We start from the raw sequence: 26,854 nt of genomic DNA, 5'->3' as shown, positions 1-26,854 counted from the left end.
GCCGATACGACGCACGGAAAACACCGTGCGTCGCTCAAGACGGTATCAGGAAGACAAGTAGGACGAACGCGTCAGCCCCAGACGCAACGCATCCAGGAACTGGGTACGCTCCGACGCGCTGATCTTCGCGCTGGCGCACTTGTCACGGTAGTGCGTCATCAACTCTTCCGGCGACAAGTGCACGTAGCGCAGCATGTCTTCGATGGTGTCGTGGGTTTCGATCCCGGCGCTGTACACCGAGCCGTCTTCACGCTGGTAGATGTTCACCGAGTCGGTGTCGCCAAACAGGTTGTGCATGTCGCCGAGAATTTCCTGGTAGGCGCCGACCAGGAAGATACCCAGCAGGTAGTCCTCGCCTTCCTTCAGGGCGTGTACCGGCAGGCTGGTTTCGATGCTCTGCTCGTCGACGTATTGCTTGATCTTGCCGTCGGAGTCGCAGGTCAGGTCCTGCAGCACTGCACGGCGCAGCGGCTCTTCGTCGAGACGGTGCAGCGGCAGGATCGGCAGCACTTGGCCGATGGCCCAGGTGTCCGGCAGGCTCTGGAAGACCGAGAAGTTGCAGATGTACTTGTCGGCTAGTTTGTCGTTGAGTTCGTCCAGTACTTGGCGGTGCGAGCGCTGGCGGGCTTTCAGCGAGTTATGCAGGCGACGGCACACGGCGAAGTAGCACTGTTCGGCCAGGGCTTTTTCCGAAAGGGTCAGCTTGCCGTCGGCGTACTGGGCAGCCACGTCGCTCATATAGTGGGTAGCGCGCCAGTAGGTTTCGGTGACCATTTCGATGTCGGTCGGGCCGAGCAGGTCCACCAGCCATTGCACGGTTTCCGGCAGGCTTTCCTTGTTCTCGATCAGCGGGATTTCGTCGTTGTGTTTCTCGACGTCGGTCACCTGCACCACCAGCATGGCGTGGTGGGCGGTCAGCGAACGGCCGCTTTCGGAGAAAATGTTCGGATGCGGCAGGCTCTGCGCGTCGCAGAACTCCTTGAGCATGCCCACCACCACGCCGGCGTAGTCGTCCATGTCGTAGTTGATGGAGCTGGCATTGCGCGAGTGGGTACCGTCGTAGTCCACGCCCAGGCCACCGCCGACATCGATGTGATCCACTGGCAGGCCGAGGTTACGCAGTTCGCCGTAATAACGAATGGCCTCTTTGAAGCCGTGCTGGTAGTCCGCCAGGTTGGCGATCTGCGAGCCCATGTGGAAGTGCAGCAGACGAATGCCCTGATCCAGGCCTGCGGCGCGGAAGCGCTCGACCACCGACAGCAACTGCGCGGCCGACAAACCGAACTTGGATTTCTCGCCACCGGTGTCCGCCCACTTGCTCGACGCCAAGGACGACAAGCGCACGCGCAAGCCCACCTGAGGCTTGACCTTGAGGCTCGCGGCCTCTTCGATCACCAGGCCGACTTCGGATTCTTTTTCGATCACGATAAACACGTTGTGGCCCAGCTTCTGGCCCATCAGCGCCAGACGGATGAACTCACGGTCCTTGTAACCGTTGCAAACGATGGTGCCGCCCTTTGGTGCCAACGCCAGCACGGCCAGCAGCTCGGGCTTGGAGCCGGCTTCGAGGCCAATGGAAACGTTCTGGGTGGCGATGATGTTCTCGATCACCGCTTCCTGCTGGTTCACCTTGATCGGGTACAGCGCGGTGTACTTACTCTGGTACTCCAGGCGTTCGATGTTGGAATCGAAAGCACCGGTCAGTTGGCGCACGCGGTCTTGCAAGATGTCGGGGAAGCGCACCAGCAGCGGCAGCGACAGACCGCTTTTGCGCAGTTCGTCGACTTGCTCGTAAAGGTCGACGGGCGTGCTGTTCGGGCCGTTTGGACGAACTTCAACGCGACCGGCGTCATTGATCGCGAAATACCCGGCCCCCCAATGGCGGATCCCATAAACACTGCGGCTGTCCGCAACGGTCCATTGGCTGCCATCGTCTTTGCGTGTGCGTCGTACGGACATCGAAGTCCCCTATAAATGAAGTCGAAGGCACCGCCTCGGGTTCGAGGCCGGCGCAGTCTAAAGAATGAAAATGACGATTTGCCTGTAAGAGAGGTAGACCCCACTCGCAGGACAGAGTTTAGACACTGGCCGCTAAGAGGCTCAGCCGCCGGACTTCTTGGCCTTGTATCCCAGCTTGATCAGCTCGGCCAATAACAGCTCGACGTGGTCGCCCTGGATCTCGATGACGCCGTCTTTCAACGCGCCACCGGTGCCACAGCGCTTTTTCAGCGTGGTGGCCAGTTCCTTGAGGGGCTCCGCGGCCAGGGGCACGCCGGTGATGGTGGTCACCGTCTTGCCGCCACGGCCCTTGCTCTCGCGTCGCACGCGGGCAATACCGTCGCCTTCGGGAATCAGGGTCTGTTTGCAGATGCAGGCGTCCACGGGCTGACGACAGTCCGGGCAGTGTCGACCTGCGTCGGTGGAAAATACCAGGCCACCAAGGGCGGCGAAGGATGCGGCTTTTTTGGCCACCGGCAATCCTCTTGGGAGGATGAAGACTGATCGGCCCCCAAAAGGGTCAGCCGACCGCGAAGCCCCACTCAGGCAGGGGCAGCGCTACCGAATCGCCAAAGCGACGCGGGTGAAAAGTCGCGCAGTGTAACGGCAAAAAGCACGCTTGCTAAGAGCCAAATGGCGCCATTTCATGCAACTTTAGCGACGCAAGGCCAGATAGCGGCGCAAGCCCTCTTGGGCGTCGGGGCAGTAAGGTTTTTTCTTGGCGTCCCGCAAGACTTTGCTGATGGGTAAAAAGCGCGCCTCCATCACCTCTTCTGGCTGTAACCGCAGAGGGCCATCCCACACGGCTGAATAGGATTTACACCAGAGCCGACTGTCACCATCCTCGAAATAGAAATGGTCATGTTCGACCAGATCCACCCCGCCCACGCCCAACTCTTCTTCCAGCTCACGGGCCGCCGACACCGCGTAAGACTCACCCGCCGCGACCATCCCACCCGCCGCCGTGTCCCAAAACCCTGGGTACAGGGCTTTGCTCAGGGTGCGCCGATGCACGCACAGCTGACCCTTGGAGTTGAAGAGGAAGATAAACGTGCAGCGGCCGATCAAGCCACGCGCACGCAGATCGGACCTGACGAGGTGGCCGAGCAGGTTGTCCTGCTCGTCGACCCAACAGATCAGCTCGGCATCGGAGGCCGCGCGATGGGCCTCCTCCCGTTGACTGGCATCCATCATCAACCCTGGTTGAGCAGTTGACGCAGGTCGATCACCGCAGCGTTGGCCCGGGAAATGTAATTGGCCATGACCAGCGAGTGGTTGGCCAGCACGCCAAAACCGCTGCCATTGAGGATCATTGGGCTCCACACCGGCTCTTGCGAGGCTTCCAGCTCACGAATGATCTGGCGCACGCTGACGGTGGCGTTCTTCTTGGCCAGCACATCGGCAAAGTCGACTTCGATCGCACGCAGCAGGTGAGACAAGGCCCAGGCCTGACCACGGGCTTCGTAGAACACGTTGTCGATCTGCATCCACGGGGTTTCCACCACTTCTTCGTCAACCTGCGGCACTTCACCCGGCGCGAGCGCCTCGGTTTTCAACGCGGTGTTGAGCTTGACCCGACCGACGCTGGCCGACAGGCGCTGGGACAACGAACCCAGGCGCGTGGCGACATCGCCCAGCCAATTGTTCAGGTTGTCGGCGCGGGCGTAGAACAGCGCGCCTTTCTGGTTGGGATCGGAGAGGCGCGCTTCATAACGGCTCAGGGAATTGATGCCTTCCTGGTACTCGGACTCACTGGACGGCAACACCCAACTCTTGTTGTCGAAGTTAAAGCGCGGCTCGGCCTTGGCCAAGTCAGCGTCTTCAGCCGATTGGGACTGGGAGCGGGCGAAGTCCTTACGCAGAGCGCGGGTCAGGTCGCGCACCTGTACCAGCACGCCGTATTCCCAGCTGGGCATGTTGTCCATCCACAGGCCCGGCGGGAAGCGGTCGTTGGAAATGTAGCCACCGGGTTTGTTCAACAGCGTGCCGACCACAGTCTTGAGGGTTTCAACGGTGGTGAAGCCCACGACCATCTGCTTGCCGTCTTTGTCGGCAGCGATCTGCGCATTTTGCTGGACCGGAAACAACGCCGGCTCTTCGCTCCAATACCAGCCCAGAGCGCCGGTGACCAACAGATACAGGCCGAGTACGCTGAGTACGGCCCGACTCATCAGCAGCGTACGAAAATAGCCGCGGTTGGTCGATTTGGGTTCAGGCGCGGGGCCGGTGGCACTGCCTGCACGGTTTTTCCAGTCCAGCATGGCGATATCCTTTCAATCACTTGAGTTCATGCACTTGAATTGAGGGCGTGCGTTCAAAACACTCCGACCACAACCCTACCCCATCGTGCCGGTCGGTGTGGGGGTTTTATCCAAACTGGCTTATCGGGCGTGTTCGTCTATATAAGGATGCACGTTTTTTTTGCTGCGCGACCACCGAGTCAGTAACTGAATAGCGAAGACGCACAGTTAATTGACGTATGACACTCATTCCCATGAAAAGAGGTGCTAGCATAGAGCCATCAGTCAACCTCAGCATGCACCCTCACCTAGTAGTCAGGATATGACCGAGCCAGAAGACCCCAGCCGTGAGCGCCTCAAGCAGCACTTTGCCCAGCGGGTAATTCATCAGGCACGTCAAATTCTTGAGATCTGGCAGCGCCTGCAACGCAGCGAATGGTCGAGCGCCGACCTCTCCGAACTCAGCGAAGCCAATTTACGCCTGCTGCGCTTTGCCGAGCGCTTCGAACAGCCCGAGCACGGTCAACTGGCTCACCATATCGGCGAATCCCTTAAAGCGGTGGACGAAAACCGCGGCCGCCTGAGCAGCCAGTTGATCACTGAACTCAACCGTTTAATGCAGCGTTTGTCCCGCACCGGCCTGCGCCAGGGCGACCAGCTGGAACAAACCTTTCTGCCGCCGATGCGCAAGCCGATCTACGTGATGCTGGCCGATCACGACCGTGCCGAGCGCCTGGCCAAGCAATTGGAATTCTTTGGTATGAGCGCACAGTCCCTGGACAGCGTAGCGGCATTTCGCTCGTCCATGGCCGAGCGTCTGCCATCTGCCATCGTGATGGACGTGGATTTCTGCGGCACCGGGCTGGGCCTCAAGCTCGCTGCCGAAGCCCAAGAAGGCCTGGAGCAAAAACTGCCGCTGCTGTTTTTCAGCCTGCACGAAACCGACACCCCCACGCGCCTGGCCGCCGTTCGCGCCGGGGGCCAGGAATTCCTCACCGGCACGCTGGAAGCCTCCAGCCTGCTGGAAAAGATCGAAGTGCTGACCTGCGTCGCCCAGTACGAACCTTATAAAGTGCTGATCATCGATGACTCGCGGGCCCAGGCCCTGCATACCGAGCGCCTGCTCAACAGCGCCGGCATCGTCACCCGCACCTTGATCGAGCCGATCCAGGCCATGGCCGAACTGGCGGATTTCCAGCCCGACCTGATCATCCTCGACATGTACATGCCCGCCTGCACCGGCACCGAGCTGGCCAAGGTGATCCGCCACAATGACCGTTATGTGAGCGTGCCGATCATCTACCTGTCGGCCGAGGACGATCTGGACAAGCAACTGGATGCCATGAGCGAGGGCGGCGACGACTTCCTCACCAAGCCGATCAAGCCGCGCCACCTGATCACCACCGTGCGCAACCGCGCGGCCCGCGCCCGTAACCTCAAGGCGCGGATGGTGCGCGACAGCCTGACCGGTCTGTACAACCACACCCATATCCTGCAACTGCTCGAAGACTGCAGCTTCCGCGCGCGCCGCGAAAACAAGCCGCTGAGCTTTGCCATGCTCGATATCGACCACTTCAAGCGCGTCAATGACAGCCACGGCCACCCGATGGGCGACCGCGTGATCAAGAGCCTGGCGCTGTTTCTTAAGCAGCGGTTGCGCAAGACCGACTTTATCGGGCGCTACGGCGGTGAGGAGTTCGCCATCGTCATGCCCGACACCGACCTGGAATCGGCCTGCAAGGTGCTGGATGAAATTCGCGAACGCTTCGCCGAAATCCACTACCCCGCCCAGCCCCATGATCTGTGGTGCACCTTCAGCGCCGGCCTGGTGGAGTTGTGCGACGGTTCCGACAGCCTGATGATGGCAGCCCAGGCCGACGAGGCGCTGTACCGCGCCAAAGGTGGAGGACGCAACCGCGTACAGGCGGCGCGCACATCAAAGCAAAGTGCCATCTTTTCATCGGAATCCACCGACTCCGTCATAACGCTGTAATAGAAACGCAATAACTTCAGGCACTTATCTTTTGCTGCCGGCTGAAACCACGCATGCGCCTGAAGCTGCTGACCAATCTCAACACCCTCCTGTTAGTGGCCGTGTGCCTGGCGCTGGGGGCGACCTTATGGTGGTCGCAACGCGCCTTGGAGCGCCCTTATCTGCTGATGGAACGCTACCTGAGCCTGTCGCAGACCTTTCAGAACCAGGCGGCACGCAATATCGAGGACTATCTGGCCAGCGGCGATGCGCTGCGTTTGAGCGGCGCCAGCCAAAGCCTGGAAAGCCTGCAGCAACATCTGGATGAACTGCCCGCCGAGCTGACGCAGAGCCTACGCCCCAGCCTGGTGGAGCTGGACGCCTTCAGCAAGACCGACCTGCTCGCCGCCGGCAAGTTGGCCGGCGACCCGCAAGCCTTGTTGGTGCAGGCCGAGCGTGAGCTGAGTGCGAACCTGGAACAGCTGAGCCAGTACGCCACCGGCGTGAACTCCCCGGAAGCTGCACGCTACCTCCCAGCGCTGCTGGCCGCGTCCCAGCACTTGGGCAAACTCTCACTGGCCCGCGACAAACTGGTCAGCAGCGGGCGCGCCGAGCTGGCCGATGACGTGGAGCGCGAACTCGGCCAGATCCGTGGCCAGGCCGACCTGCTGGAACAGTTGCCATTACTGGGTGTGAAAGCCAGCGCCGAATCCAATACCGATGACTTCTCCGCGTTGATGGGCCTGGAAAACACTGAAAAAGCCGAAGCCCAGGACAGCGGCGTCGACCTCAAGCGCGAGCTCAACAGCCTGCTGACCCGTTACCCCGCCGAACTCAAACGCACCCGCGCGCAGATCCAGCAGCGCGCCGACCTGGCCGCCGCCACGCATCTGAAGATCAACGCGGTGCAACAGGCCATCGCCGGGCTGGAACCGGTGGTGCGCGCGCAGCATGGCAAAATCCAGGGCGAAGTGCGCCTGATGCAAGGCGTGATGATTGGCCTGATCCTGCTGATCGCGCTGCTGATCGACACCCTGCAACGCCGCCTGGCCCGAGTGCTGACCAGCCTGGCGCCGGCCTTATCGACCTGGGCCGATGGCGACTTCAGCCAACCGATTGCCTTGGGCAAGACCAACCGCGAACTGCACGATATCGAAGCCTCCCTGAACCGCTTGCGTGCCTATCTGGTGGACTTGGTAGGCACCATTCGTGGCAATGCCGAAGAAGTTGCCGGCAGCAGCCGTGCGCTGGCCGAATTGAGCAGCGGCCTGCACGACGGCGCCGAGCGCCAGGCCGGCGATACCGCGCAGATCCGCGACTCCCTGGGTGAGCTGGAAGCGACCATTCAGCAAGTGGCCGGCGACGCCAGCCAAGCCGCCGGCGCCAGCCGCAGCGCAGGCCAGGCGGTGGAACAGGGCCAGCGGGTGATCGGCCTGAGCCTGACCGGCCTGCATGCCCTGGTGGGCGAAGTACAGCAAAACGCGCAGATGATCGAAAAACTCGCCGAAGAATCCGCCACCATCGGCGGCGTGCTGACGGTGATCCGCTCCATCGCCGACCAGACCAACCTGCTGGCGCTCAACGCCGCCATCGAAGCCGCCCGCGCCGGGGAGGCCGGCCGCGGTTTTGCGGTGGTCGCCGACGAAGTCCGCTCCCTGGCCCAGCGCACCGCCGGTGCCACCGCCGAAATCCAAGGCTTGATCGCCGGCCTGCAAAGCGCCGCCCGCCAATCGGTGGAAGGCATGCGCGCCCAGGTGGAACACGCCGAAGCCACCGCCCAGCAGGCCCAGGCCGCCGACGGCGCATTGGACGAAATCGTCGGCGCGATCCAGACCATTTCCGACACCGCCGTGCGTATCGCCGATGTCACCGCGCAGCAGAGTGGCGCGGTGAGTGAGATTCGCGATAACAGCGAGCGGATTCATCAACTGGGCGAAGATAATTTGCTGCGTATCGGCCAAGGTCGCAGCCAGGGTGAGCATTTGCTGGTGCTGGGTGGGCAGCTCAATACCGCCGTACAGGCATTCCGCGTCTAATCCGATCCAGCGTCATATGAAGAACTAATGTGGGAGGGGGCTTGCCCCCGATAGCGGTGGATCAGTTAGAGATACTGAGACTGTCACACTGCAATCGGGGGCAAGCCCCCTCCCACACTTGATCTCCATAGGGTTCAAGGACGTGTCGCCTATGACCGGATACTGGCCCACAGTCATAAATTTTGCGCAATCCTCGCTAATCGTGCCGGCTACTGCATAGAACTGGACAGTCACAAAGGCTTTGCGGCATAGTCGCCGGGTTCTGACGTACCCACCTCTATAACAAGGAACAGCCGATGGCGACCTTACTGGTTCTTCACGGACCCAACCTGAACCTGCTTGGCACCCGTGAACCGGGCGTCTACGGGGCAGTGACCCTCGATCAGATCAACCTCGATCTGGAACAGAGGGCCCGTGATGCCGGCCACCATCTGCAATACCTGCAAAGCAATGCCGAGTACGAATTGATTGATCGCATCCATGCCGCGCGCGACGAAGGTGTGGACTTTATCCTGATCAATCCAGCCGCTTTTACGCATACAAGCGTTGCATTACGTGACGCGCTGCTGGCGGTGAGCATCCCATTCATCGAAGTGCATTTGTCGAACGTGCACAAACGCGAACCTTTCCGCCATCACTCCTACTTCTCCGACGTAGCGGTAGGAGTGATCTGCGGCCTTGGCGCCAGCGGTTACCGACTGGCCCTGGAGGCCGCCCTGGAACAGCTTGAACAACCGGCCAAGCGCCCCTGACCGACCCTTGGGAGTTGATGATTCATGGATATCCGTAAAGTTAAGAAGTTGATCGAACTGCTGGAAGAATCCGGTATCGACGAGCTGGAAATCAAGGAAGGCGAAGAGTCCGTACGGATCAGCCGCCACAGCAAGACCCCGGCTCAACAATTCTATGCCCCGCAGATGCAAGCGCCGGCTCCGGCTGCTGCTGCACCAGCCGCTGCACCGGCTGCCCCGGCTGCTCCTGCCTCACCGGCAGCTCCTGCGCTGAACGGTTTCGTGGTCAAGTCGCCAATGGTCGGTACTTTCTACCGCACCCCGGCACCGACCTCGCCAGCCTTCGTTGAAGTGGGCAAGACCGTGAAAGTGGGCGACACCATTTGCATCGTCGAAGCGATGAAAATGATGAACCACATCACCGCTGAAAAAGCCGGCGTGATCGAGTCCATCCTGGTAGAAAACGGTCAGCCGGTTGAGTACGACCAGCCGCTGTTCACCATCGTTTGAACCGCGGAGCACCTTCGATGTTGAAACCTGCGAAGAAACTGCAAAAAGTCCTGATCGCCAACCGCGGCGAGATCGCGCTGCGTATCCTGCGCGCCTGTAAGGAAGAGGGCATCAAGACCGTCGCTGTTTACTCGACGGCCGACACCGAATTGATGCACGTTAAGCTGGCGGACGAGAGCATCTGCATCGGCCCGCCACTGGCCTCGAACTCCTACCTGAATATCCCGAACATCATCGCCGCGGCAGAAGTGACCGGCGCTGATGGCATCCACCCCGGCTACGGCTTCCTCGCGGAAAACGCCGATTTCGCCGAACAGGTGGAAAAATCCGGGTTCGCCTTCATCGGCCCGAAAGCCGAGACCATTCGCCTGATGGGCGACAAGGTGTCGGCCAAGGACGCCATGATTGCGGCCGGCGTGCCAACCGTTCCAGGTTCCGACGGCCCACTGCCTGAAGACGAGGAAACCGCCCTGCGCATTGGTCGCGAAGTCGGTTACCCGGTGATCATCAAGGCCGCCGGTGGCGGCGGTGGTCGCGGCATGCGCGTGGTGCACAAGGAAGAAGACCTGATCGAAGCGGCCAAGCAGACCCGTGCGGAAGCCGGCGCCTGGTTCGGCAACCCGATGGTCTATCTGGAGAAATACCTGACCAATCCACGTCACGTGGAAGTGCAGGTACTGTCCGACGGCCAGGGCCACGCCATCCACCTGGGCGACCGTGACTGCTCGCTGCAACGCCGTCACCAGAAGGTGTTGGAAGAAGCGCCGGCTCCGGGCCTGGACGAAACCGCTCGCCAGGAAGTTCTGGCGCGCTGCGTCAAGGCGTGCATCGACATCAACTACCGTGGCGCCGGTACCTTCGAGTTCCTCTACGAGAACGGTCGTTTCTACTTCATCGAGATGAATACTCGCGTGCAGGTGGAGCATCCGGTTTCGGAGATGGTCACCGGTATCGACATCGTCAAGGAGATGCTAAGCATCGCCGCCGGCAACGTGCTGTCGTTCACCCAGGCTGACGTGAAGATTCATGGCCACTCCCTGGAGTGCCGGATCAATGCCGAAGACCCGAAAACCTTTATGCCGAGCCCAGGCCTGGTCAAGCACTTCCATGCTCCGGGCGGCAACGGCGTTCGCGTCGATTCGCACCTGTACAGCGGCTACAAGGTTCCGTCCAACTACGACTCGCTGATCGGCAAGCTGATCACCTGGGGCGCCACGCGCGACGAGGCCATGGCCCGTATGCGCAACGCCCTGGACGAAATCGTGGTCGACGGCATCAAGACCAACGTTCCGCTGCACCGGGAACTGGTCCGCGATGAAGGCTTCTGCGAAGGTGGTGTGAACATTCACTACCTGGAACACAAACTGGCCGACCAGTAAGTGCTCCACCCAACAAAACCGCCTTCGGGCGGTTTTGTTGTTTGTGGCCCCTCTATTGTGAAAATGTACACAAGCCAAATGTGGGAGGGGGCCCCCGATTGCAGTGTGTCAGTCTGAGCATCTCTAACTGGTCCAACGCTATCGGGGGCAAGCCCCCTCCCCACATTTGACCGGCGTGCAGTCAGTAGTGTCGTCTTCTGCCCGCCGCTCGCGTAAACTTGCGCGCTTTCGCGACCCTGTCGTCGCACACTCATTATTTTCAAAGGTGCCCGCCATGCCTTGGCTGCAAGTCCGACTCGCCATCAGCCCAGAACAAGCCGAAACCTACGAAGACGCGTTCCTCGAAGTGGGCGCCGTGTCGGTGACCTTTATGGATGCCGAAGACCAGCCGATCTTCGAACCCGAGCTGAACACCACCCCACTGTGGTCCCACACCCACTTGCTGGCCCTGTTCGAGGGCGGCACCGAAGCCGCCAGCGTACTGGCCCATCTGGAACTGCTCACCGGCAGCCCGCTGCCGGAACATCACAGCGAAGTGATCGAAGACCAGGACTGGGAGCGCAGTTGGATGGACAACTTCCAGCCCATGCGTTTCGGCCAGCGCCTGTGGATCGTGCCGAGCTGGCACGCGGCCCCGGAACCGGACGCGGTGAACCTGCTGCTCGACCCGGGCCTGGCGTTCGGCACCGGCACCCACCCCACCACCGCCCTCTGCCTGGAATGGCTCGACGGTCAGGACCTGCGCAACAGCCACGTACTGGACTTCGGCTGCGGCTCGGGGATTCTGGCAATTGCCGCTCTGCTGCTGGGTGCCAAGGAAGCCGTCGGCACCGATATCGATGTACAGGCCTTGGAAGCGTCGCGCGACAACGCCGGGCGCAACAACATTCCTGAAGGTAAATTCCCGCTTTACCTACCGCAGGATTTGCCCCAGGTGCAGGCCGATGTGCTGGTGGCCAATATCCTCGCCGGGCCGCTGGTGTCCCTGGCGCCGCAGCTATCGAGCCTGGTCAAGCCCGGCGGGCGCCTGGCGCTGTCGGGGATCCTCGCCGAACAGGGCGATGAAGTCGCCGCCGCTTATGCCCAGGACTTCGACCTGGACCCGATCGCTAACCGCGATGGCTGGGTACGCATCAGCGGTCGTCGGCGCTAGAATGAGCGCTTGCCTGAATCGGATGGCCGCATGACCGACAGTTTCGTCACCCAGTGCCCACATTGCCAGACTCGCTTTCGCGTCAACCATGCTCAATTGAGCGTGGCCCGCGGCGTAGTTCGTTGTGGCTCGTGCCTGCAAGTGTTCAACGCGGCTCGTCAGTTACTGGAGCAACGCGCGGCCCATGCGCCTGCGCCTGCGCCGACGACCGAGCCGACGACAGCCGCCGAGGCCTTGCCCGAGGCGCCGCGCGCGATCAGCCAGAAGCAATGGAGCGCCGAAGAGCTGGATCTGGATCACCTGGACCTGGACGAAGAACTGGCCAAGCTGGAACGCCGCCCCACTCAGCCCGCCGCATCGGTGAGCGCCGACCGTCGCCAACCCGGCGATCGTCGGCAGAAGGAAGAACCCCTCAGCGCCAGCCGCGACACGCTCAAGGCCGAAGAGGAAAAGTGGGCCGCCAGCCTGTTCAGCGAACCCGGTGAAGAACGTGACCAAGCCGACGAAGACGAACCCGAAGCGACCCCAGGCGCTGCGACACGTCAGCGCACCGAACCGTCGATGTCGTTCCACACCGACGAGATCGAGGATGAGCCGCCGTTGCGGTCGATACGCGACACCGACGCATTCGATCCCCCCGTCACTCCAGTACACGATGAGGCCCCCACCCCAGAGCCGGAAGAACAGCCTCAGCCGCGCCGCAAGCGTGCGCGCCCCGCGGCCAGCGTCCACGACGACGTGCTTCAGGACCTGGAAGACGACCCGTTGCACCTCTACGCGCAAAAACGCCCTTCAGGGCTGGGCCGCCGCCTGATCTGGCTATTGCTGGTGCTGCTCGCCGCAGCCGGCCTGGCGGGCCAGTACATCGCCTATCAATTCGACGACCTGGCCCGCCAGGACGCCTACCGTCCGTGGTTCCAGCAGTTGTGCCCCACACTGGGCTGCACGGTGCCGTCACGGGTCGATATCGCCCATATCAAGAGCAGCAACCTGGTGGTGCGCAGCCACCCTGAGTTTGCGGGGGCGCTGGTGGTGGACGCAATCATCTACAACCGTGCAACCTTCTCCCAGCCCTTCCCGCTGCTGGAGCTGCGTTTCGCCGACCTCAACGGCGGCTTGATTGCCAGCCGTCGGTTCAAACCGAGCGAATACCTCAGCGGCGAGCTGGCCGGCGTTAGCGAAATGCCATCGCAGACCCCGATCCATATCTCCCTGGATATCCTCGATCCGGGCAACAAAGCCGTGAATTACAGCCTGAGCTTCCACTCCCCCGAGTGAAACCACTCAACCAGCGAAACCTGACGGTGGAAGATTGACTGCGCGCCGCTCAACCAAACCGACGGCGATAAAGAAATAACTGTTCAGATTTTATCCAATTCAGCCTTTATCCAGTCATCGAGAGCGGGTATCATGCCAACCCTTTTTCGAACTCTAATGATCCGGCCCCACAACAGGGAAGTCCTATGTCGGCGGTACGCATCGGCCCATACACATTGCAGAACGGCTTGATTCTCGCCCCCATGGCGGGCGTCACCGACCAGCCCTTTCGTCAGCTGTGCAAACGATTGGGCGCCGGCCTAGTAGTCTCGGAAATGGTCACCAGCGACATGAGTCTGTGGAACACCCGCAAGTCGCGGATGCGCATGATCCACGAAGGTGATCCCGAGCCCCGCTCGGTGCAGATCGCCGGTGGAGATGCGCAGATGCTGGCGGATGCGGCCCGAGCCAACGTGGAGCTGGGTGCGCAGATTATCGATATCAACATGGGCTGCCCGGCCAAGAAGGTCTGCAACAAGGCCGCCGGTTCAGCGCTGTTGAAAGATGAGCAGTTGGTTGCCGAGATCCTGCAGGCCGTTGTCGCCGCAGTCGATGTGCCGGTAACCCTGAAGATTCGCACCGGCTGGGACCGGGACAACAAGAATGGTCTGACGGTGGCGAAGATCGCCGAACAGGCAGGTATTACAGCGCTGGCGGTGCATGGCCGCACCCGCGCCGACCTTTACACCGGTGAAGCCGAGTACGACACCATCGCCGCGATCAAGCAGGCGGTGTCGATGCCGGTCTTTGCCAATGGCGATATCGACTCCGCCGAGAAAGCCCGGCGCGTACTCCACGCGACCGGTGCCGATGGCCTGTTGATTGGCCGTGCTGCCCAGGGGCGGCCGTGGATTTTTCGTGAGATCGAGCACTTCCTGCGCACCGGCGAAACCTTGCCGGCGCCGGAGCTGATCGAGGTGGAACGTATTCTGCTAGAGCATCTGGCCGCCCTGCACGCCTTCTATGGAGACGTCATGGGAGTACGCATTGCTCGTAAGCATGTGGGCTGGTATCTCGCAACCTTGCCGGGCGCCAAGGAGTTTCGCGCCCACTTCAATCGTTTGGATGATACGGAAGCACAGTGCGCCAACGTTCGTGAGTTCTTCGCCGGACGTTACAAGAGCCTGGTGACAGGGGACGGAGAGGGGGTGGCCGCATGACGATGATGACCGAGACTTTAGTGAGTGGAACAGCACCCGTGAGCGACAACGTCAATTTGAAACAGCACCTCAACACGCCGAGCGAAGAAGGTCAGACCCTTCGCGGGAGTGTCGAGAAGGCGCTGCACAATTATTTCGCCCACCTTGAGGGCGCTTCCGTCACGGACGTGTACAACCTGGTGCTCTCCGAAGTCGAGGCGCCCTTGCTCGAAAGCGTGATGAACTACGTAAAGGGCAACCAGACCAAAGCCAGTGAGCTGCTGGGCCTCAACCGTGGGACCCTGCGCAAGAAGCTCAAGCAGTACGATTTGCTGTAAGCATTCAATCCAACCAGAAAGGCGCCCGCGTAAAACCGGTCGCCTTTTTTGCTGACTCCTTTGCTTTTGATGGAAATTGAAATGACCGACCAGACCACCCGCCTGCCGATCCGCCGCGCCTTGATCAGTGTCTCCGACAAGACCGGGATCCTCGAATTTGCCCGTGAGCTGGAAGCTCTGGGCGTGGAAATCCTCTCCACGGGCGGGACCTTCAAACTGCTGCAGGACAACGGCGTGGCCGCAGTAGAAGTCGCGGACTACACCGGTTTCGCAGAAATGATGGACGGTCGGGTCAAGACCCTGCACCCGAAAATCCACGGCGGCATCCTCGGCCGTCGCGGCACCGACGACGCGATCATGAACGAGCACGGCATCAAGCCGATCGACTTGGTGGCCGTCAACCTCTACCCATTCGAAGCCACCATCAACAAACCCGGCTGTGACCTGCCGACCGCCATCGAAAACATCGACATCGGCGGCCCTACCATGGTCCGCTCGGCGGCCAAGAACCACAAAGACGTGGCCATTGTGGTCAATGCCAGCGACTACGCCAGCGTGCTGGAAAACCTCAAGGCCGGTGGCCTGACCTACGCTCAGCGTTTCGACCTGATGCTCAAGGCGTTCGAACACACCGCCGCCTACGACGGCATGATCGCCAACTACATGGGCACCGTTAATCAAGCCGCCGAAACCCTCAGCACCGAAGGCCGCAGCCAGTTCCCGCGCACCTTCAACAGCCAGTTCATCAAGGCCCAGGAAATGCGCTACGGCGAGAACCCGCACCAGAGCGCGGCGTTCTACGTGGAAGCCAAGCCTGCCGAAGTGGGCATCGCCACCGCGACCCAGCTGCAAGGCAAAGAGCTGTCCTACAACAACGTGGCCGACACCGACGCTGCGCTGGAATGCGTCAAGAGCTTCGTCAAGCCGGCCTGCGTGATCGTCAAGCACGCCAACCCGTGCGGCGTGGCCGTCAGCCCGGACGCCGAAGGCGGCATTCGCCAGGCCTACGAACTGGCCTACGCCACCGACACCGAGTCGGCGTTCGGCGGCATCATCGCCTTCAACCGCGAACTGGACGCCGAGACCGCCAAGGCCATCGTCGATCGTCAATTCGTTGAAGTGATCATCGCCCCATCCGTGAGCGAAGAAGCCCGCGCCATCGTCGCAGCCAAGGCCAATGTGCGCCTGCTGGCCTGCGGCGAGTGGTCGGCCGACCGCGCCGCGGCATGGGACTACAAGCGCGTCAACGGCGGCCTGCTGGTGCAGAGCCGCGATATCGGCATGATCAGCGCCGACGACCTGAAAGTGGTGACCCAGCGGGCGCCGACCGAACAGGAAATCCACGACCTGATCTTCGCCTGGAAAGTGGCCAAGTACGTTAAATCCAACGCCATCGTCTACGCCAAGAACCGCCAGACCATCGGGGTCGGCGCCGGCCAGATGAGCCGCGTGAACTCGGCGCGTATCGCCGCGATCAAGGCCGAGCACGCCGGGTTGCAGGTGGCCGGTTCGGTGATGGCGTCCGACGCGTTCTTCCCGTTCCGTGACGGCCTGGACAACGCCGCCAAGGCCGGTGTGACCGCCGTGATCCAGCCAGGCGGCTCGATGCGCGACGCCGAAGTGATCGCCGCGGCCGACGAAGCTGGCATTGCCATGGTCTTCACTGGCATGCGTCACTTCCGCCACTGATCCACTGCGTGAAGTAGCGAGCTTATAGCTGCAAGCGGCAAGCAAGAGTAGACCGGGATCGCTTTTACTTTCGCTTGCAGCCTTATTCATTAGAGGCTGCGCAACGTAGGGTGAGGCAATGCAGATTGCTTTTAACTTGCCGCTTGCAGCTTTTAACTTCCTTCGAAGGAGTCTGACTTGAATGTTTTGATCATCGGCAGCGGCGGCCGTGAACACGCCTTGGCCTGGAAAGTTGCCCAGGACCCTCGCGTCCAGACAGTTTTCGTAGCACCCGGCAATGCCGGCACCGCCATTGAAGCCAAGTGCCAGAACGTTGCCATCGACGTGCTGGCCCTTGAGCAACTGGCCGATTTCGCCGAGAAAAACGTTTCCCTGACCATCGTCGGCCCGGAAGTACCGCTGGTAGCCGGTGTGGTGGACCTGTTCCGCAGCCGTGGCCTGGATTGCTTCGGCCCCACCGCCGGTGCTGCGCAATTGGAAGGCTCGAAAGCCTTTACCAAGGATTTCCTCGCCCGCCACAAGATCCCGACCGCCGATTACCAGAACTTCACCGAGATCGAGCCGGCCCTGGCTTACCTGCGTGAAAAAGGCGCGCCAATCGTGATCAAGGCCGACGGCCTGGCCGCCGGTAAAGGCGTGATCGTAGCGATGACCCTGCAGGAAGCCGAAGACGCCGTACGCGACATGCTCGCCGGTAACGCCTTCGGTGATGCGGGCTCGCGTGTCGTCATCGAAGAATTCCTCGACGGTGAAGAAGCCAGCTTCATCGTGATGGTCGACGGCAAGAACGTGCTGCCAATGGCCACCAGCCAGGACCACAAGCGCGTCGGCGACGGCGACACTGGCCCGAACACCGGTGGCATGGGCGCCTACTCCCCGGCGCCTGTGGTGACCAGCGACGTGCACCAGCGTGTGATGGATCAGGTGATCTGGCCGACCGTGCGCGGCATGGCCGACGAAGGCAACGTGTACACCGGTTTCCTCTACGCCGGTCTGATGATCGACAAGGCCGGCAATCCGAAAGTCATCGAGTTCAACTGCCGCTTCGGCGATCCGGAAACCCAACCGGTGATGCTGCGCCTGCAATCGAGCCTGGTGCTGCTGGTGGAAGCCGCCCTGGCCCAGGCCTTGGACAAGGTTGAAGCACAGTGGGACCCACGTCCGAGCGTCGGCATTGTGCTGGCAGCCGGCGGCTACCCTGCCGACTACGCCAAGGGCGACGTGATTGAGGGCCTGGAAGCGGCGGCTAAGCTGGAAGGCAAGGTGTTCCATGCGGGCACTGCGCTCAAGGACAGCCAGGTCGTCACCGCCGGCGGCCGCGTGCTGTGCGCCACCGCCATGGGCGCCAGTGTCGACGCCGCGCAGCAGCAAGCGTACAAACTGGCCGCGGCAATCGACTGGAAGGGCTGCTTCTACCGCAAGGACATCGGCTATCGCGCCATTGCCCGCGAGCGTGGTGAGAGCCAGTAAATCTCGAACATCGCTAGCATTGTCAGTAGCTATCCGTTCGGTTAGGCAAGGGCTCAAGGCCCTTGCCGTATACCCGCCACCCCGCGCATAGTTAACCCGTGCATCAACCTACGAAGGGATTTCGCCGTGCGCTGGCTCAGGATCGCCATAGGTTTCACTGTCAGTCTGCTGACGCTGCTCTGTTTGCTCCCGGCCCAGGCCGCCGCGCAAGGCAGTGGCTGGGCAGTATTGCTTGATGAACAGGCCGACCTGCAACTGAGCGACATCCGCTCCTCGCGTTACACCAATCAATTCAGCCCCATCGAACTGGACCGTATTACCGCCGCGGAGCCGGACGGTGCGTTGTGGGTACGTTTCAAGTTGCAACCCGGCAAGCACGAGCAAGTGCTGCGCATCTTCGCCCCGGACCTGTCCCACCTGAACCTGTACGTGCTCGATGGTGACACCCTGGTAGAGCAACAAAGCACCGGCACCCGCCAGGCCCAGACGGAACGCCCGCTGCCCAGCAGCGACTTCATGCTACCGCTGCCGCAAAGTCAGAACGTCCTTGAGGTCTACGTGCGGCTGGTCTCGGAACACGAGTTGCGCCCCTATATCACCCTGGAACCGGCCGTATTGGCCGCCGCCGACCAAACGCAGACGCTGATCTACGGCCTGCTGTTCGGCTGCCTGCTGATGCTGATCCTGCATAACCTCACACGCTTCGCCTACCACCGCTCGCGCAGCAGCCTATGGCTAGCCGCCTGCGAGGCCCTGCTAATGCTAAGCGTGGCGCTGCTGCTTAACCTGGTCGGCCCGTGGCTGCCCAACTGGCACGCAGTGCAGACCCCCGGCGCGTACCTGGCCCTGCTGCTGACCGCACCGTGCGGGCTGATGTTTGCCTATCGCTTCTTTATGCCGCTCGGCCCCCATGTACTGAACAAGCTGCTGATGGCCGACATCCTGCTCATCGTGCTGTGCGGTCTGCTGTTGTTGTTCGTCAACACCCTGCCCCTGAATATCATCACCTACGCGCTGGTGGCGTTGGCGGGGCTGAGCATGTTGTTCGTTTCAGCGTATCACTGGCAGAAAGGCTACCGTCCAGCGCGACTGTTCGTGGCGGCGATGGTGGTCTTCAATATCGGCACTCTGATTATCCTGCCGGCGCTGCTGGGCCTGACGATGGTCTCGCCACAGGGCCTGATCGTGACGTTGCTGGCATTCATTTGCCTGAGTGGCCTGTTGATGAGCCTGGCTCTGGGCGAGCGTCAGCGCGCGATTGTCGAGGCACGCTTCAGCCTCAGCCGCGACCTGGCCGCCAGCAATGCCGAGATCGCCGCCAAGGCCGAGTTCCTGGCAAAAATCAGTCACGAAATCCGCACCCCTATGAACGGCGTGCTGGGCATGACCGAACTGCTGCTGGGCACTCCGCTGTCGGTGAAGCAACGGGACTATGTGCAGACCATCCACAGCGCCGGTAACGAACTGCTCACGCTGATCAACGAGATTCTCGACATCTCCAAACTCGAATCCGGGCAGATCGAATTGGACGATGTGCAGTTCGACCTCAATGCGCTGATCGAGGACTGCCTGAGTATCTTCCGCGCCAAGGCCGAGCAGCAGAATGTCGAACTGATCAGCTTTATCCAGCCCCAGGTGCCGCGCGTTATCAGCGGCGACCCGACACGCCTGCGCCAGGCGCTGTTGAGCCTGTTGGAAAACGCCCTGCAGAAAACCGACGAAGGCGAAGTGCTGATCGTGGTGGCCTTGGACGATCGCAGCACCAAACCGCGCCTGCGCATCGCCGTGCAAGACAGCGGCATTCCAATGGAAGCCGCCGAGCGCGATGCCCTGCTGCATAGCGAACTGCACAGTAAGAATTTCCTGTCGGCCACCCGTTTGAGCGGCCACCTGGGGTTGGTGATCGCGCGCCAGCTGATCCTGTTGATGAACGGCGAATTCGGCATCAAGAGCGGCAGCCATCAGGGCAGCACCTTATGGCTGACCCTGCCGCTGGACCCGGAGCGCCTGGAACACCCGACGTCCGACCTCGACGGCCCGCTCAAAGGCGCCCGCGTGCTGGTGGTGGACGACAACGACACCTGCCGCAAAGTGCTGGTGCAACAGTGCTCGGCCTGGGGCCTGAACGTCAGTGCCGCGCCCTCGGGCAAAGAAGCCCTGGCCCTGCTGCGCACCAAAGCGCACCTGCGCGACTACTTCGACGTGGTGCTGCTGGACCAGAACATGCCAGGCATGACCGGCATGCAACTGGCGGCGAAGATCAAGGAAGACCCTAGCCTGAACCACGACATTCTGTTGATCATGCTCACCGGCATCAGCAACGCGCCGAGCAAGATCATCGCGCGTAACTGCGGGATCAAGCGCATCCTGGCCAAGCCGGTGGCCGGCTATACCCTCAAGACCACCCTGGCCGACGAACTGACCCAACGCAGCAAAGGTAGCGCCACGCCGCGCCCGGTCCCCACTACGCCGGAACCGGTCACCGTGCCCAGCGATTTCCGCATCCTGGTGGCCGAAGACAACAGCATTTCCACCAAGGTTATCCGCGGCATGCTCGGCAAGCTCAACCTCAACCCGGACACCGCCAGCAACGGCGAAGAAGCGCTGGAGGCCATGAAAGCCCAGCGTTATGACCTGGTGTTGATGGACTGCGAGATGCCAATCCTCGACGGTTTTTCGGCCACCCAACAACTGCGCGCCTGGGAAGTCAGCCACCAACGCATCCGCACGCCGGTGGTCGCGCTCACCGCGCACATTCTCTCGGAACACAAAGAGCGCGCACGCCAAGCCGGCATGGACGGGCATATGGCCAAGCCAGTGGAACTGTCGCAACTGCGTGAACTGGTGGAGTTCTGGGTGGCACAGCGTCAACAGCGCCCCGAACACGCCCCCTCGTGACCTGAAATCCCATGTGGGCGAGGGCTTGCCCTCCCACATTTGCCCCCTGGCGCCTGTTAGACTCTCCCCACTTCTCCTGCCGCGAGCCTCCTCCATGCTCCACGTGTTATTCAGCGTTTACCTGAAGATGCTGGTGCTCTACAGCCCGTTCTTCGTGCTGTCCTGCTTTATCAGCCTGACTCGCGGCTATTCCAGCAAAGAACGACGCCGCCTGGCCTGGAAAGTGGCCTTGGCAACACTGGCGTCCAGTGTGTTGCTCTACCTGTTCGGCCGGTTGATTTTCAGTGTGTTCGGCATCACCGTGGACGCATTCCGCATCGGCGCCGGCAGTGTGCTGTTCATCTCTGCTCTGGGCATGGCTCAAGGTAAGTCGGCCGTGCAGACCGATAACGTGCAGCAGGACGTAACCATCGTGCCGCTGACCATCCCCCTCACCGTCGGCCCCGGCACCATCGGTGCGTTGCTGGTAATGGGGGTCAGCCAGCCGCACTGGGATGACAAAATCATGGCCATCCTCAGCATCGCCCTGGCCAGCTTCACGGTGGGTGTGGTGCTGTACTTGTCCAACCGCATCGAACGCATTTTGGGTGACCAGGGCTTGCAGATTGTCAGTCGATTGATGGGCTTGTTTGTTTGCGCCCTTGCCGCGCAGATTATTTTTACGGGCGTGCGCGGCTATCTGGTGCCCTAAATCCGGTATTTCGCGATTGCCAGCTGTACTTTGTCTCCCGCGCTCTCGCGCATCAGCTGGATGGTTTTTTCGTTGACCACCGAGGTATTGAGCACCAGGCAGGTTTGCCCGCTGAAGGCCTCGAACGAGGAGCTATCCCACTCCAGGAATGGCAACCCCACCTGTTTACTCACGCCCTGGGTGCTGTAGGTCACCAGCACCATCGTCAATTCACCGTCGGATTCGGCGCAGGACGCCAGGCCGAAATCACCGCCCTGGTGCACGGCGCTGTTGCGTTTGAACAGTTCGAAAGAAGTCGGCTGCTGCTTCAGCGCCTCCAGCGCATCCGCCGCGAGCTTGGGCAGCGTAGCCAGCAACGGCCCGCTCAATGACGTCGAGGCCAGCAACGTCGCAATCATATTCAACGCCGCCAGTTGCACCGTCAGGCCCTTGCCGACGCTGGAGACGCGCTCGAACCGACTGCGCACCGGTAGCCAGCCCAGACTGATCATCACCTTGATAAATTCGTCATACCACGCCTCGCTGCCGCGTTGGACTTTCAACACATCGCTCACGTAACTGCTGGCCAGCAGATAGCTTTTACGGATGTATTCGCGGTTCAGCCCGGACAGGCCCTCGGCAAACGACATGACACTGTTGTTGACCACCGCGGCGTTGCTGTCTTCATCGGTTTCCAGCGGTAACGTGGCGTGCGCCCCGGGCGCTCCCGGCAGTTTGTAGGCGGCGATCAATTTGCGCCGTTTTACATTGTTGATCCGTTTGTGATGTCGCTCCATTTTCCAGTTCTCCACAAGCACCCCAACATGGGGCTTGCCTTCACCCTAGTCCAGCGCCCGGCGGGGTTTCCACACGACAAACAACGCTCGCCGCCACGCCGCGCGAAACGCAGCCCAGCAATTGCGGGGCACATCGCCGGACCTTCCGGTTTTCCTTGTGCAAAAAAGAAAAAAGCTCCGAACACACCCGGTGATCGCCCAGGGTTTATCGGAGCTTTCGTGCAGCCTCAGGCGCCGGTTTTTTCGCCGTACCAACGCGGTGTATAGACCCATGTACCGCCATCGGCCCGCGGGAATGTGCAGGTGGTAGACGAGCCGATCAGCACCATGGTGCGCATGTCCACCTGGTCCGGGGTGAGTTGACCCAGGGTGGTTACGCGCAGCGTCTGGCCAGGGCGGCCAATGTCGCGGCCCAGCACCACCGGCGTTTGCGGCATGCGATGCAGCGCGACGATTTCCAGGGCGCGGCCCAGTTGCCACGGGCGCGAACGCGAAATCGGGTTGTAGAACGCCAGGGCCAGGTCGGCCTGGGACGCGAGGTCCAGGCGTTTTTCGATGATCGACCAGGGCTTGAGGTTATCCGACAGCGACATCACGCAGAAGTCATGCCCTAACGGCGCGCCGGCCTGAGCGGCAGTGGCCAGGGACGCCGAGACGCCCGGTAGGATCTCCAGGTCGACCTGATGCCAGGCCGGATCGTCGGACTCGTGCAACGCCTCGATTACCGCCGCCGCCATGGCGAACACACCCGGATCGCCGGACGACACCACCACCACCGAACGGCCCTGGGCGGCCAGTTCGAAAGCATGGCGCGCACGCTGCATTTCTTCGCGGTTGTCGGTGCAATGCTGTACCTGATCGTCACGGAATGGGCCGGCCATGCGCACGTAGGTTTCATAACCCAGTACATCGGTGCAGCGCGCCAGTTCGGCTTTCACCGCCGGCACCATCAACTCGGCGGCGCCGGGGCCCAGGCCAATCACAGCGAGGCGACCACGGGCGCGGCCCAGCTTGGACACATCCAATGGTTGCTCGGCAACATCGATCAGCAACTGCGCGCCGGGCTGCACATCGGCAAACCGCAGCGGCACGCCCAGCGCCAGCGCGGCTTCGTGCAGCGTCGAGTCGGCCATCTGCTTGTGGCTGGCCAGCAGGCAGGCCAGGGATTGCACGGCAATACCAGCTTCTCCCAAAGCGCTGCGCACGCGTTCGGCCAAGTACGGGCCCGGAGCACAGGTCACACACACGGTTTTCGGATAGATCAGCAATTCATTGGCCGCAGGTTTGCGCTCGGCACTGCCCACATGAATCGCCAGGCGCGCCTGTTGATCCTGGGGCAGATTGGCCTGTTCCAGCCACGGCGCCGCGCCTTCGATGCGCACGCTTTCACCGGCCAGCAGGTCGGAGACGAAACGCTTGCCCAACTCCAGATCGGCCAACTCATAACCACTCGGAGGGTTGAGCAGGCAAGTGCCGAAACGCAGTTCACCACTGGTGGTGATTGCCGCCGCCACGTTCAACGCCGCCGCGATCTCGCGGGCCATGACGTTGACCCCACCCAGGCCCCCCAGCAACGGCACCACAGCGCTGCCGTCTTCGGCCACCGCGAGTACCGCAGGCTCTTCGCCTTTTTCCAGCAGCAACGGCGCCAGGGTGCGAATCACGATGCCGGCCGCGCACAACGCAATCAACGGCGCGCCCTGTTGATAGAGCTGGCGCAGGGTGGTGCCGAACTCGCTGTAGAGGGTGTCCGCACCCTCAATACGCCCCGCCAGGCCGTGGATCAGCGCGCCAGGGTAAACCTGCTGGATCTTGCGCGCCGTAGCCAAGCTGCCTTGGCCCAGGATGACAATCGCCGGGCGCATCATCCTTGCCACCGTTCACCGGGCACGATGATCAGCGAAAAATATGGCGACGACATCGGTTCCACTTGATCCAGCGGCACGATCTTCTGGTTGGCCATGGTCGCGCGTTCCACATACAGCGCGCGCTCGGCCAGGCCGAGCTCTTCGAGCACCTGGCGCACCTTGGGGAAATTGCGCCCCAGCTTCATGATCACCGCCGCGTCAGCGTCCGCCAGGCGGCGCTTGAGGTCGTCATGGGGCAACACGCCCGAAAGCACCGACAAGCTCTGGTTGCGATACACCAGTGGCGCGCCGAGCACCGAGGCGCCGCCGAGCATTGAGCACACGCCAGGGATGACCTGCGCTTCGTAGCGCTCGGCCAGACGGTCGTGCAGGTACATATAGGAGCCGTAGAAGAACGGGTCGCCTTCGCAGATCACCGCCACGTCGCGGCCGGCATCCAGGTGCGCGGCCACATCGACGCTGGCGGTGTCGTAGAAATCGCTGATCACCTGCTCGTAGGACAGCGGTGCCGGCAGCGCTTCGGTGGTCACCGGGTACACCAGCGGCATCAGGGTCTGCTGTGGCACCAGATGGTCTTCGATGATGCCGAAGGCGTTACCCTTCTTGCCCTTGGCCACGAAGTACGCCACCACCGGCGACTCACGCAGCAGGCGCAGCGCCTTGACGGTGATCAGTTCAGGATCGCCGGGGCCCACGCCCAGGCCGATCAAGCGTCCGCGCGCCGACATTATTCAACCTCCGTGGCGAGCGCATTCACCGCTGCGGCGGCCATGGCGCTGCCGCCCAGGCGACCTTGCATGATCACGAACGGCACGCCACGGCTGTCGGCGGCCAGCATCGCCTTGGATTCGGCGGCACCGACAAACCCCACCGGAAAGCCCAGGATCAACGCCGGTTTCGGTGCGCCGGCATCGAGCATCTCCAGCAGATAGAACAGCGCCGTCGGCGCGTTGCCGATCACCACCACGCTGCCCTCCAAGTGTGGGCGCCAAAGTTCCAGGGCGGCGGCGGAACGGGTGTTGCCCAGCTCCCGCGCCAATTCCGGCACGCTGTCGTCACGCAGGGTGCAGATCACGGGGTTGTTGGCCGGCAGGCGCGCACGGGTCACACCCTCGGAGACCATGCGCGCGTCGCACAGGATCGGCGCGCCGGCGGCCAGTGCATCGCGCCCGGCCTTGCCTGCGCCGTCGGAAAACTGCAAGCCGTCGATGGCCTCGACCATGCCGCAGGCATGAATCACGCGCACCGCGAGTTTTTCCAAATCAGCCGGGATACGGGCCAAGTTGGCTTCCGCGCGAATAATGGCGAAGGAGTTGCGATAGATCTCCTGACCGTCGCGGATGTAATCAATCATCGGTGTTGCTCCGTGGGCGGGCACGCAGCAAGGTGCCCGTCGCTTCAATAGAAAGGGTGCGCGCCTGCAGCCGGCCAAAACCGGGCTGGGCTGCATCGCGAAAATAGACGTCGTAGTGACCGGGGCTTACCGCCAGCAAGGTAACCGGCGCGGTGTGCGCCGCAGCGCAGGAGCGCGGGCAGCCGGACAGGTGCACCTCCACGCCGGGTTGCAGCGCGGCCAGTTGCACAGCGTCAGCTTTGGTATCGGCCAGGGCTTTGCCGCAGCCGCTGGAACCGGTGCAGGCGATCAGGCACGCGAGGGGATCGTCGATTGCACACAGGAAGCCCAACTGCGCCAAGCGCTGGGTCACCACGACCGGACGCTCGATATTGGGCAGCAACACGCCCTGCCAAGGGGTCAGGCGCAACGTCCCATCGCCGTACTCGCAGGCCAGTTGCGCGGCGCCCTGGAGCATCATCGAGTCCAGGCGGCCCAGCGGCGCGCCTGCCGCGACATAGAACTGATTCTTTTGCTCTTGTGGATAACTTCCGATGTGCAGCAACGCGCCAGTGGCCGGGCGTTTGAAGTCCTCCACCGACAGCAGCGGCAGACGCAGGCGGCGCATGAGGTTATCCACATCCAGATGGCGCATGCGGGTTTGCTCGGGGGTCGCCAGGTCGAGAAAAGCTTCCAGCACTGCCACCACCAGCGCATGGCCCTGCTCCAGCGGCACCGCCGCCACGGGGGCATCCTGGCCTGGGCAGCCGGCCAGGCCGAACGCCAGCAATGTCTTGCCATCGCGCACAAACGCCGATAGCCACAGGTCATGGTGATGGTCGAGCATCGCCAGGGCCTCGCCGCCATCCAACTGGATCGCGAACTTGGCCGACAGTTGGTGAAACCGCGAATGGTTTTGCAAGGTGGCGAGAATCTGCTCGGCCAGCGGGCGGGTATCGAACAGCATCTGTGGGTCAATGCCGGCGCTGGGGCTGAGCATCAGGTTGCGCACGTCATCGCCGGCGGGGTTATTCGGCCCAAGATCGGCGGCGAGCAGCATGGCAATCAACGCGTCCTGCTCGGCGCCGATGCCGCGAATCTGCAGATTGGCGCGATTGGTCGCCTCGATCACCCCACCGGCATAGGCTTGGGCGGCGTCCGCCACCGCGTGGGCCTGGGCGGCGGTGATGGAACCGCCGGCCAATTTGATCCGGCAGATGCCGCCATCCAGCGCCTGGACAATACGCAGCAACCCCGGACAAGCCGAGGGGCGCAAGGTATTCACAGCGGGCGTTGGCTTCACGGGGCTACCGGTT

22 protein-coding genes are annotated in these 26,854 nt (G+C 62.0%); 13 read left to right on the top strand and 9 right to left on the bottom strand.

Annotated elements, in window-relative coordinates; translation table 11 throughout:
• Positions 1-45: 45 nt before the first annotated feature.
• The 4 genes from speA to FIV35_RS01885 all read right to left on the bottom strand — a co-directional run bounded on the left by speA (position 46) and on the right by FIV35_RS01885 (position 4,259).
• Positions 46-1,959: an arginine decarboxylase gene (gene speA, locus FIV35_RS01900; RefSeq protein WP_034136712.1), complete on the bottom strand. Its 1,914-nt coding sequence runs from the start codon at positions 1,957-1,959 to the stop codon at positions 46-48.
• A gap of 141 nt (positions 1,960-2,100) precedes the next feature.
• Positions 2,101-2,472, bottom strand: coding sequence for a translation initiation factor Sui1 (locus FIV35_RS01895; RefSeq protein ID WP_034095690.1), 372 nt, complete (start codon positions 2,470-2,472; stop codon positions 2,101-2,103).
• A 180-nt stretch (positions 2,473-2,652) separates the two neighbouring features.
• Positions 2,653-3,189 carry an NUDIX hydrolase gene (locus FIV35_RS01890; protein ID WP_034136711.1) on the bottom strand — a complete coding sequence of 179 codons (537 nt, stop codon included), beginning with the start codon at positions 3,187-3,189 and terminating at the stop codon, positions 2,653-2,655.
• A 2-nt stretch (positions 3,190-3,191) separates the two neighbouring features.
• Positions 3,192-4,259, bottom strand: coding sequence for a DUF2333 family protein (locus FIV35_RS01885; RefSeq protein WP_034136710.1), 1,068 nt, complete (start codon positions 4,257-4,259; stop codon positions 3,192-3,194).
• Positions 4,260-4,560: 301 nt separating this feature from the next.
• On the opposite strand from FIV35_RS01885, the gene FIV35_RS01880 reads away from it, so the two are divergent.
• The 13 genes from FIV35_RS01880 (at position 4,561) to FIV35_RS01815 (ending at position 21,561) form a co-directional block, all read left to right on the top strand.
• A complete protein-coding gene (locus FIV35_RS01880) occupies positions 4,561-6,231 on the top strand; it encodes a response regulator (RefSeq protein ID WP_034136709.1) in 1,671 nt (556 codons plus the stop codon).
• 53 nt (positions 6,232-6,284) lie between these two features.
• A complete protein-coding gene (locus FIV35_RS01875) occupies positions 6,285-8,246 on the top strand; it encodes a methyl-accepting chemotaxis protein (RefSeq protein ID WP_034136708.1) in 1,962 nt (653 codons plus the stop codon).
• A 296-nt stretch (positions 8,247-8,542) separates the two neighbouring features.
• The gene (gene aroQ / locus FIV35_RS01870) at positions 8,543-8,998 is read left to right on the top strand and encodes a type II 3-dehydroquinate dehydratase (RefSeq protein ID WP_034136707.1); all 456 of its coding nucleotides are present in this window, start codon (positions 8,543-8,545) and stop codon (positions 8,996-8,998) included.
• A 24-nt stretch (positions 8,999-9,022) separates the two neighbouring features.
• Positions 9,023-9,487, top strand: coding sequence for an acetyl-CoA carboxylase biotin carboxyl carrier protein (gene accB / locus FIV35_RS01865; protein ID WP_034095684.1), 465 nt, complete (start codon positions 9,023-9,025; stop codon positions 9,485-9,487).
• A gap of 17 nt (positions 9,488-9,504) precedes the next feature.
• The gene (accC, locus tag FIV35_RS01860; protein ID WP_034095683.1) at positions 9,505-10,866 is read left to right on the top strand and encodes an acetyl-CoA carboxylase biotin carboxylase subunit; all 1,362 of its coding nucleotides are present in this window, start codon (positions 9,505-9,507) and stop codon (positions 10,864-10,866) included.
• A gap of 274 nt (positions 10,867-11,140) precedes the next feature.
• Positions 11,141-12,019, top strand: a complete 879-nt coding sequence (prmA, locus tag FIV35_RS01855) for a 50S ribosomal protein L11 methyltransferase (RefSeq protein ID WP_034136706.1) — start codon at positions 11,141-11,143, stop codon at positions 12,017-12,019.
• Between the two features lie 30 nt (positions 12,020-12,049).
• Entirely contained in the window at positions 12,050-13,297 is a 1,248-nt protein-coding gene (locus FIV35_RS01850) for a DUF3426 domain-containing protein (protein WP_034136705.1), read from the top strand.
• Between the two features lie 185 nt (positions 13,298-13,482).
• Entirely contained in the window at positions 13,483-14,496 is a 1,014-nt protein-coding gene (gene dusB / locus FIV35_RS01840; protein ID WP_034136704.1) for a tRNA dihydrouridine synthase DusB, read from the top strand.
• Entirely contained in the window at positions 14,493-14,813 is a 321-nt protein-coding gene (gene fis / locus FIV35_RS01835; protein WP_003221275.1) for a DNA-binding transcriptional regulator Fis, read from the top strand. Before dusB ends, fis begins: the two co-directional genes overlap by 4 nt.
• An 81-nt stretch (positions 14,814-14,894) precedes the next feature.
• Entirely contained in the window at positions 14,895-16,502 is a 1,608-nt protein-coding gene (gene purH / locus FIV35_RS01830) for a bifunctional phosphoribosylaminoimidazolecarboxamide formyltransferase/IMP cyclohydrolase (protein ID WP_034095679.1), read from the top strand.
• A 177-nt stretch (positions 16,503-16,679) separates the two neighbouring features.
• Positions 16,680-17,972, top strand: a complete 1,293-nt coding sequence (gene purD / locus FIV35_RS01825; RefSeq protein WP_034136703.1) for a phosphoribosylamine--glycine ligase — start codon at positions 16,680-16,682, stop codon at positions 17,970-17,972.
• A gap of 126 nt (positions 17,973-18,098) precedes the next feature.
• Positions 18,099-20,870, top strand: a complete 2,772-nt coding sequence (locus tag FIV35_RS01820; RefSeq protein WP_034136702.1) for a hybrid sensor histidine kinase/response regulator — start codon at positions 18,099-18,101, stop codon at positions 20,868-20,870.
• 94 nt (positions 20,871-20,964) lie between these two features.
• The gene (locus FIV35_RS01815; protein WP_034136701.1) at positions 20,965-21,561 is read left to right on the top strand and encodes a MarC family protein; all 597 of its coding nucleotides are present in this window, start codon (positions 20,965-20,967) and stop codon (positions 21,559-21,561) included.
• Here the strand turns inward: FIV35_RS01815 and FIV35_RS01810 are convergent.
• The 5 genes from FIV35_RS01810 to cobG all read right to left on the bottom strand — a co-directional run bounded on the left by FIV35_RS01810 (position 21,558) and on the right by cobG (position 26,841).
• Positions 21,558-22,337 carry a hypothetical protein gene (locus FIV35_RS01810; RefSeq protein WP_034136700.1) on the bottom strand — a complete coding sequence of 260 codons (780 nt, stop codon included), beginning with the start codon at positions 22,335-22,337 and terminating at the stop codon, positions 21,558-21,560. The two genes, FIV35_RS01815 and FIV35_RS01810, sit on opposite strands and share 4 nt — an antisense overlap.
• Before the next feature lie 227 nt (positions 22,338-22,564).
• Positions 22,565-24,202 (bottom strand): precorrin-3B C(17)-methyltransferase, encoded by a 1,638-nt coding sequence (gene cobJ, locus FIV35_RS01805; RefSeq protein ID WP_034136699.1) that lies wholly within the window; start codon positions 24,200-24,202, stop codon positions 22,565-22,567.
• The gene (locus FIV35_RS01800) at positions 24,202-24,936 is read right to left on the bottom strand and encodes a precorrin-2 C(20)-methyltransferase (RefSeq protein WP_169902991.1); all 735 of its coding nucleotides are present in this window, start codon (positions 24,934-24,936) and stop codon (positions 24,202-24,204) included. The genes cobJ and FIV35_RS01800 overlap by 1 nt, the downstream gene beginning before the upstream one ends.
• Positions 24,933-25,559 (bottom strand): precorrin-8X methylmutase, encoded by a 627-nt coding sequence (locus FIV35_RS01795; protein WP_034095672.1) that lies wholly within the window; start codon positions 25,557-25,559, stop codon positions 24,933-24,935. The genes FIV35_RS01800 and FIV35_RS01795 overlap by 4 nt, the downstream gene beginning before the upstream one ends.
• Positions 25,552-26,841: a precorrin-3B synthase gene (gene cobG / locus FIV35_RS01790; RefSeq protein ID WP_269458161.1), complete on the bottom strand. Its 1,290-nt coding sequence runs from the start codon at positions 26,839-26,841 to the stop codon at positions 25,552-25,554. Before cobG ends, FIV35_RS01795 begins: the two co-directional genes overlap by 8 nt.
• Positions 26,842-26,854: the final 13 nt, after the last annotated feature.

It is taken from the genome of Pseudomonas rhodesiae (assembly GCF_007858255.1).
Lineage (GTDB): Bacteria > Pseudomonadota > Gammaproteobacteria > Pseudomonadales > Pseudomonadaceae > Aquipseudomonas > Aquipseudomonas rhodesiae.
This window is presented reverse-complemented; position numbering and strand designations above follow the sequence as displayed.

What these genes read in the sequence shown, in the direction of transcription:
- FIV35_RS01875 (WP_034136708.1), top strand. Translation starts at nt 6,285, where the DNA reads ATGCGCCTGAAGCTGCTGACCAATCTCAACACCCTCCTGTTAGTGGCC.
- FIV35_RS01850 (WP_034136705.1), top strand. Translation starts at nt 12,050, where the DNA reads ATGACCGACAGTTTCGTCACCCAGTGCCCACATTGCCAGACTCGCTTT.
- prmA (WP_034136706.1), top strand. Translation starts at nt 11,141, where the DNA reads ATGCCTTGGCTGCAAGTCCGACTCGCCATCAGCCCAGAACAAGCCGAA.
- FIV35_RS01890 (WP_034136711.1), bottom strand. Translation starts at nt 3,189, where the DNA reads ATGGATGCCAGTCAACGGGAGGAGGCCCATCGCGCGGCCTCCGATGCC.
- FIV35_RS01885 (WP_034136710.1), bottom strand. Translation starts at nt 4,259, where the DNA reads ATGCTGGACTGGAAAAACCGTGCAGGCAGTGCCACCGGCCCCGCGCCT.
- accC (WP_034095683.1), top strand. Translation starts at nt 9,505, where the DNA reads ATGTTGAAACCTGCGAAGAAACTGCAAAAAGTCCTGATCGCCAACCGC.
- fis (WP_003221275.1), top strand. Translation starts at nt 14,493, where the DNA reads ATGACGATGATGACCGAGACTTTAGTGAGTGGAACAGCACCCGTGAGC.
- cobJ (WP_034136699.1), bottom strand. Translation starts at nt 24,202, where the DNA reads ATGCGCCCGGCGATTGTCATCCTGGGCCAAGGCAGCTTGGCTACGGCG.
- FIV35_RS01880 (WP_034136709.1), top strand. Translation starts at nt 4,561, where the DNA reads ATGACCGAGCCAGAAGACCCCAGCCGTGAGCGCCTCAAGCAGCACTTT.
- purH (WP_034095679.1), top strand. Translation starts at nt 14,895, where the DNA reads ATGACCGACCAGACCACCCGCCTGCCGATCCGCCGCGCCTTGATCAGT.
- aroQ (WP_034136707.1), top strand. Translation starts at nt 8,543, where the DNA reads ATGGCGACCTTACTGGTTCTTCACGGACCCAACCTGAACCTGCTTGGC.
- FIV35_RS01795 (WP_034095672.1), bottom strand. Translation starts at nt 25,559, where the DNA reads ATGATTGATTACATCCGCGACGGTCAGGAGATCTATCGCAACTCCTTC.
- accB (WP_034095684.1), top strand. Translation starts at nt 9,023, where the DNA reads ATGGATATCCGTAAAGTTAAGAAGTTGATCGAACTGCTGGAAGAATCC.
- FIV35_RS01815 (WP_034136701.1), top strand. Translation starts at nt 20,965, where the DNA reads ATGCTCCACGTGTTATTCAGCGTTTACCTGAAGATGCTGGTGCTCTAC.
- FIV35_RS01810 (WP_034136700.1), bottom strand. Translation starts at nt 22,337, where the DNA reads ATGGAGCGACATCACAAACGGATCAACAATGTAAAACGGCGCAAATTG.
- dusB (WP_034136704.1), top strand. Translation starts at nt 13,483, where the DNA reads ATGTCGGCGGTACGCATCGGCCCATACACATTGCAGAACGGCTTGATT.
- speA (WP_034136712.1), bottom strand. Translation starts at nt 1,959, where the DNA reads ATGTCCGTACGACGCACACGCAAAGACGATGGCAGCCAATGGACCGTT.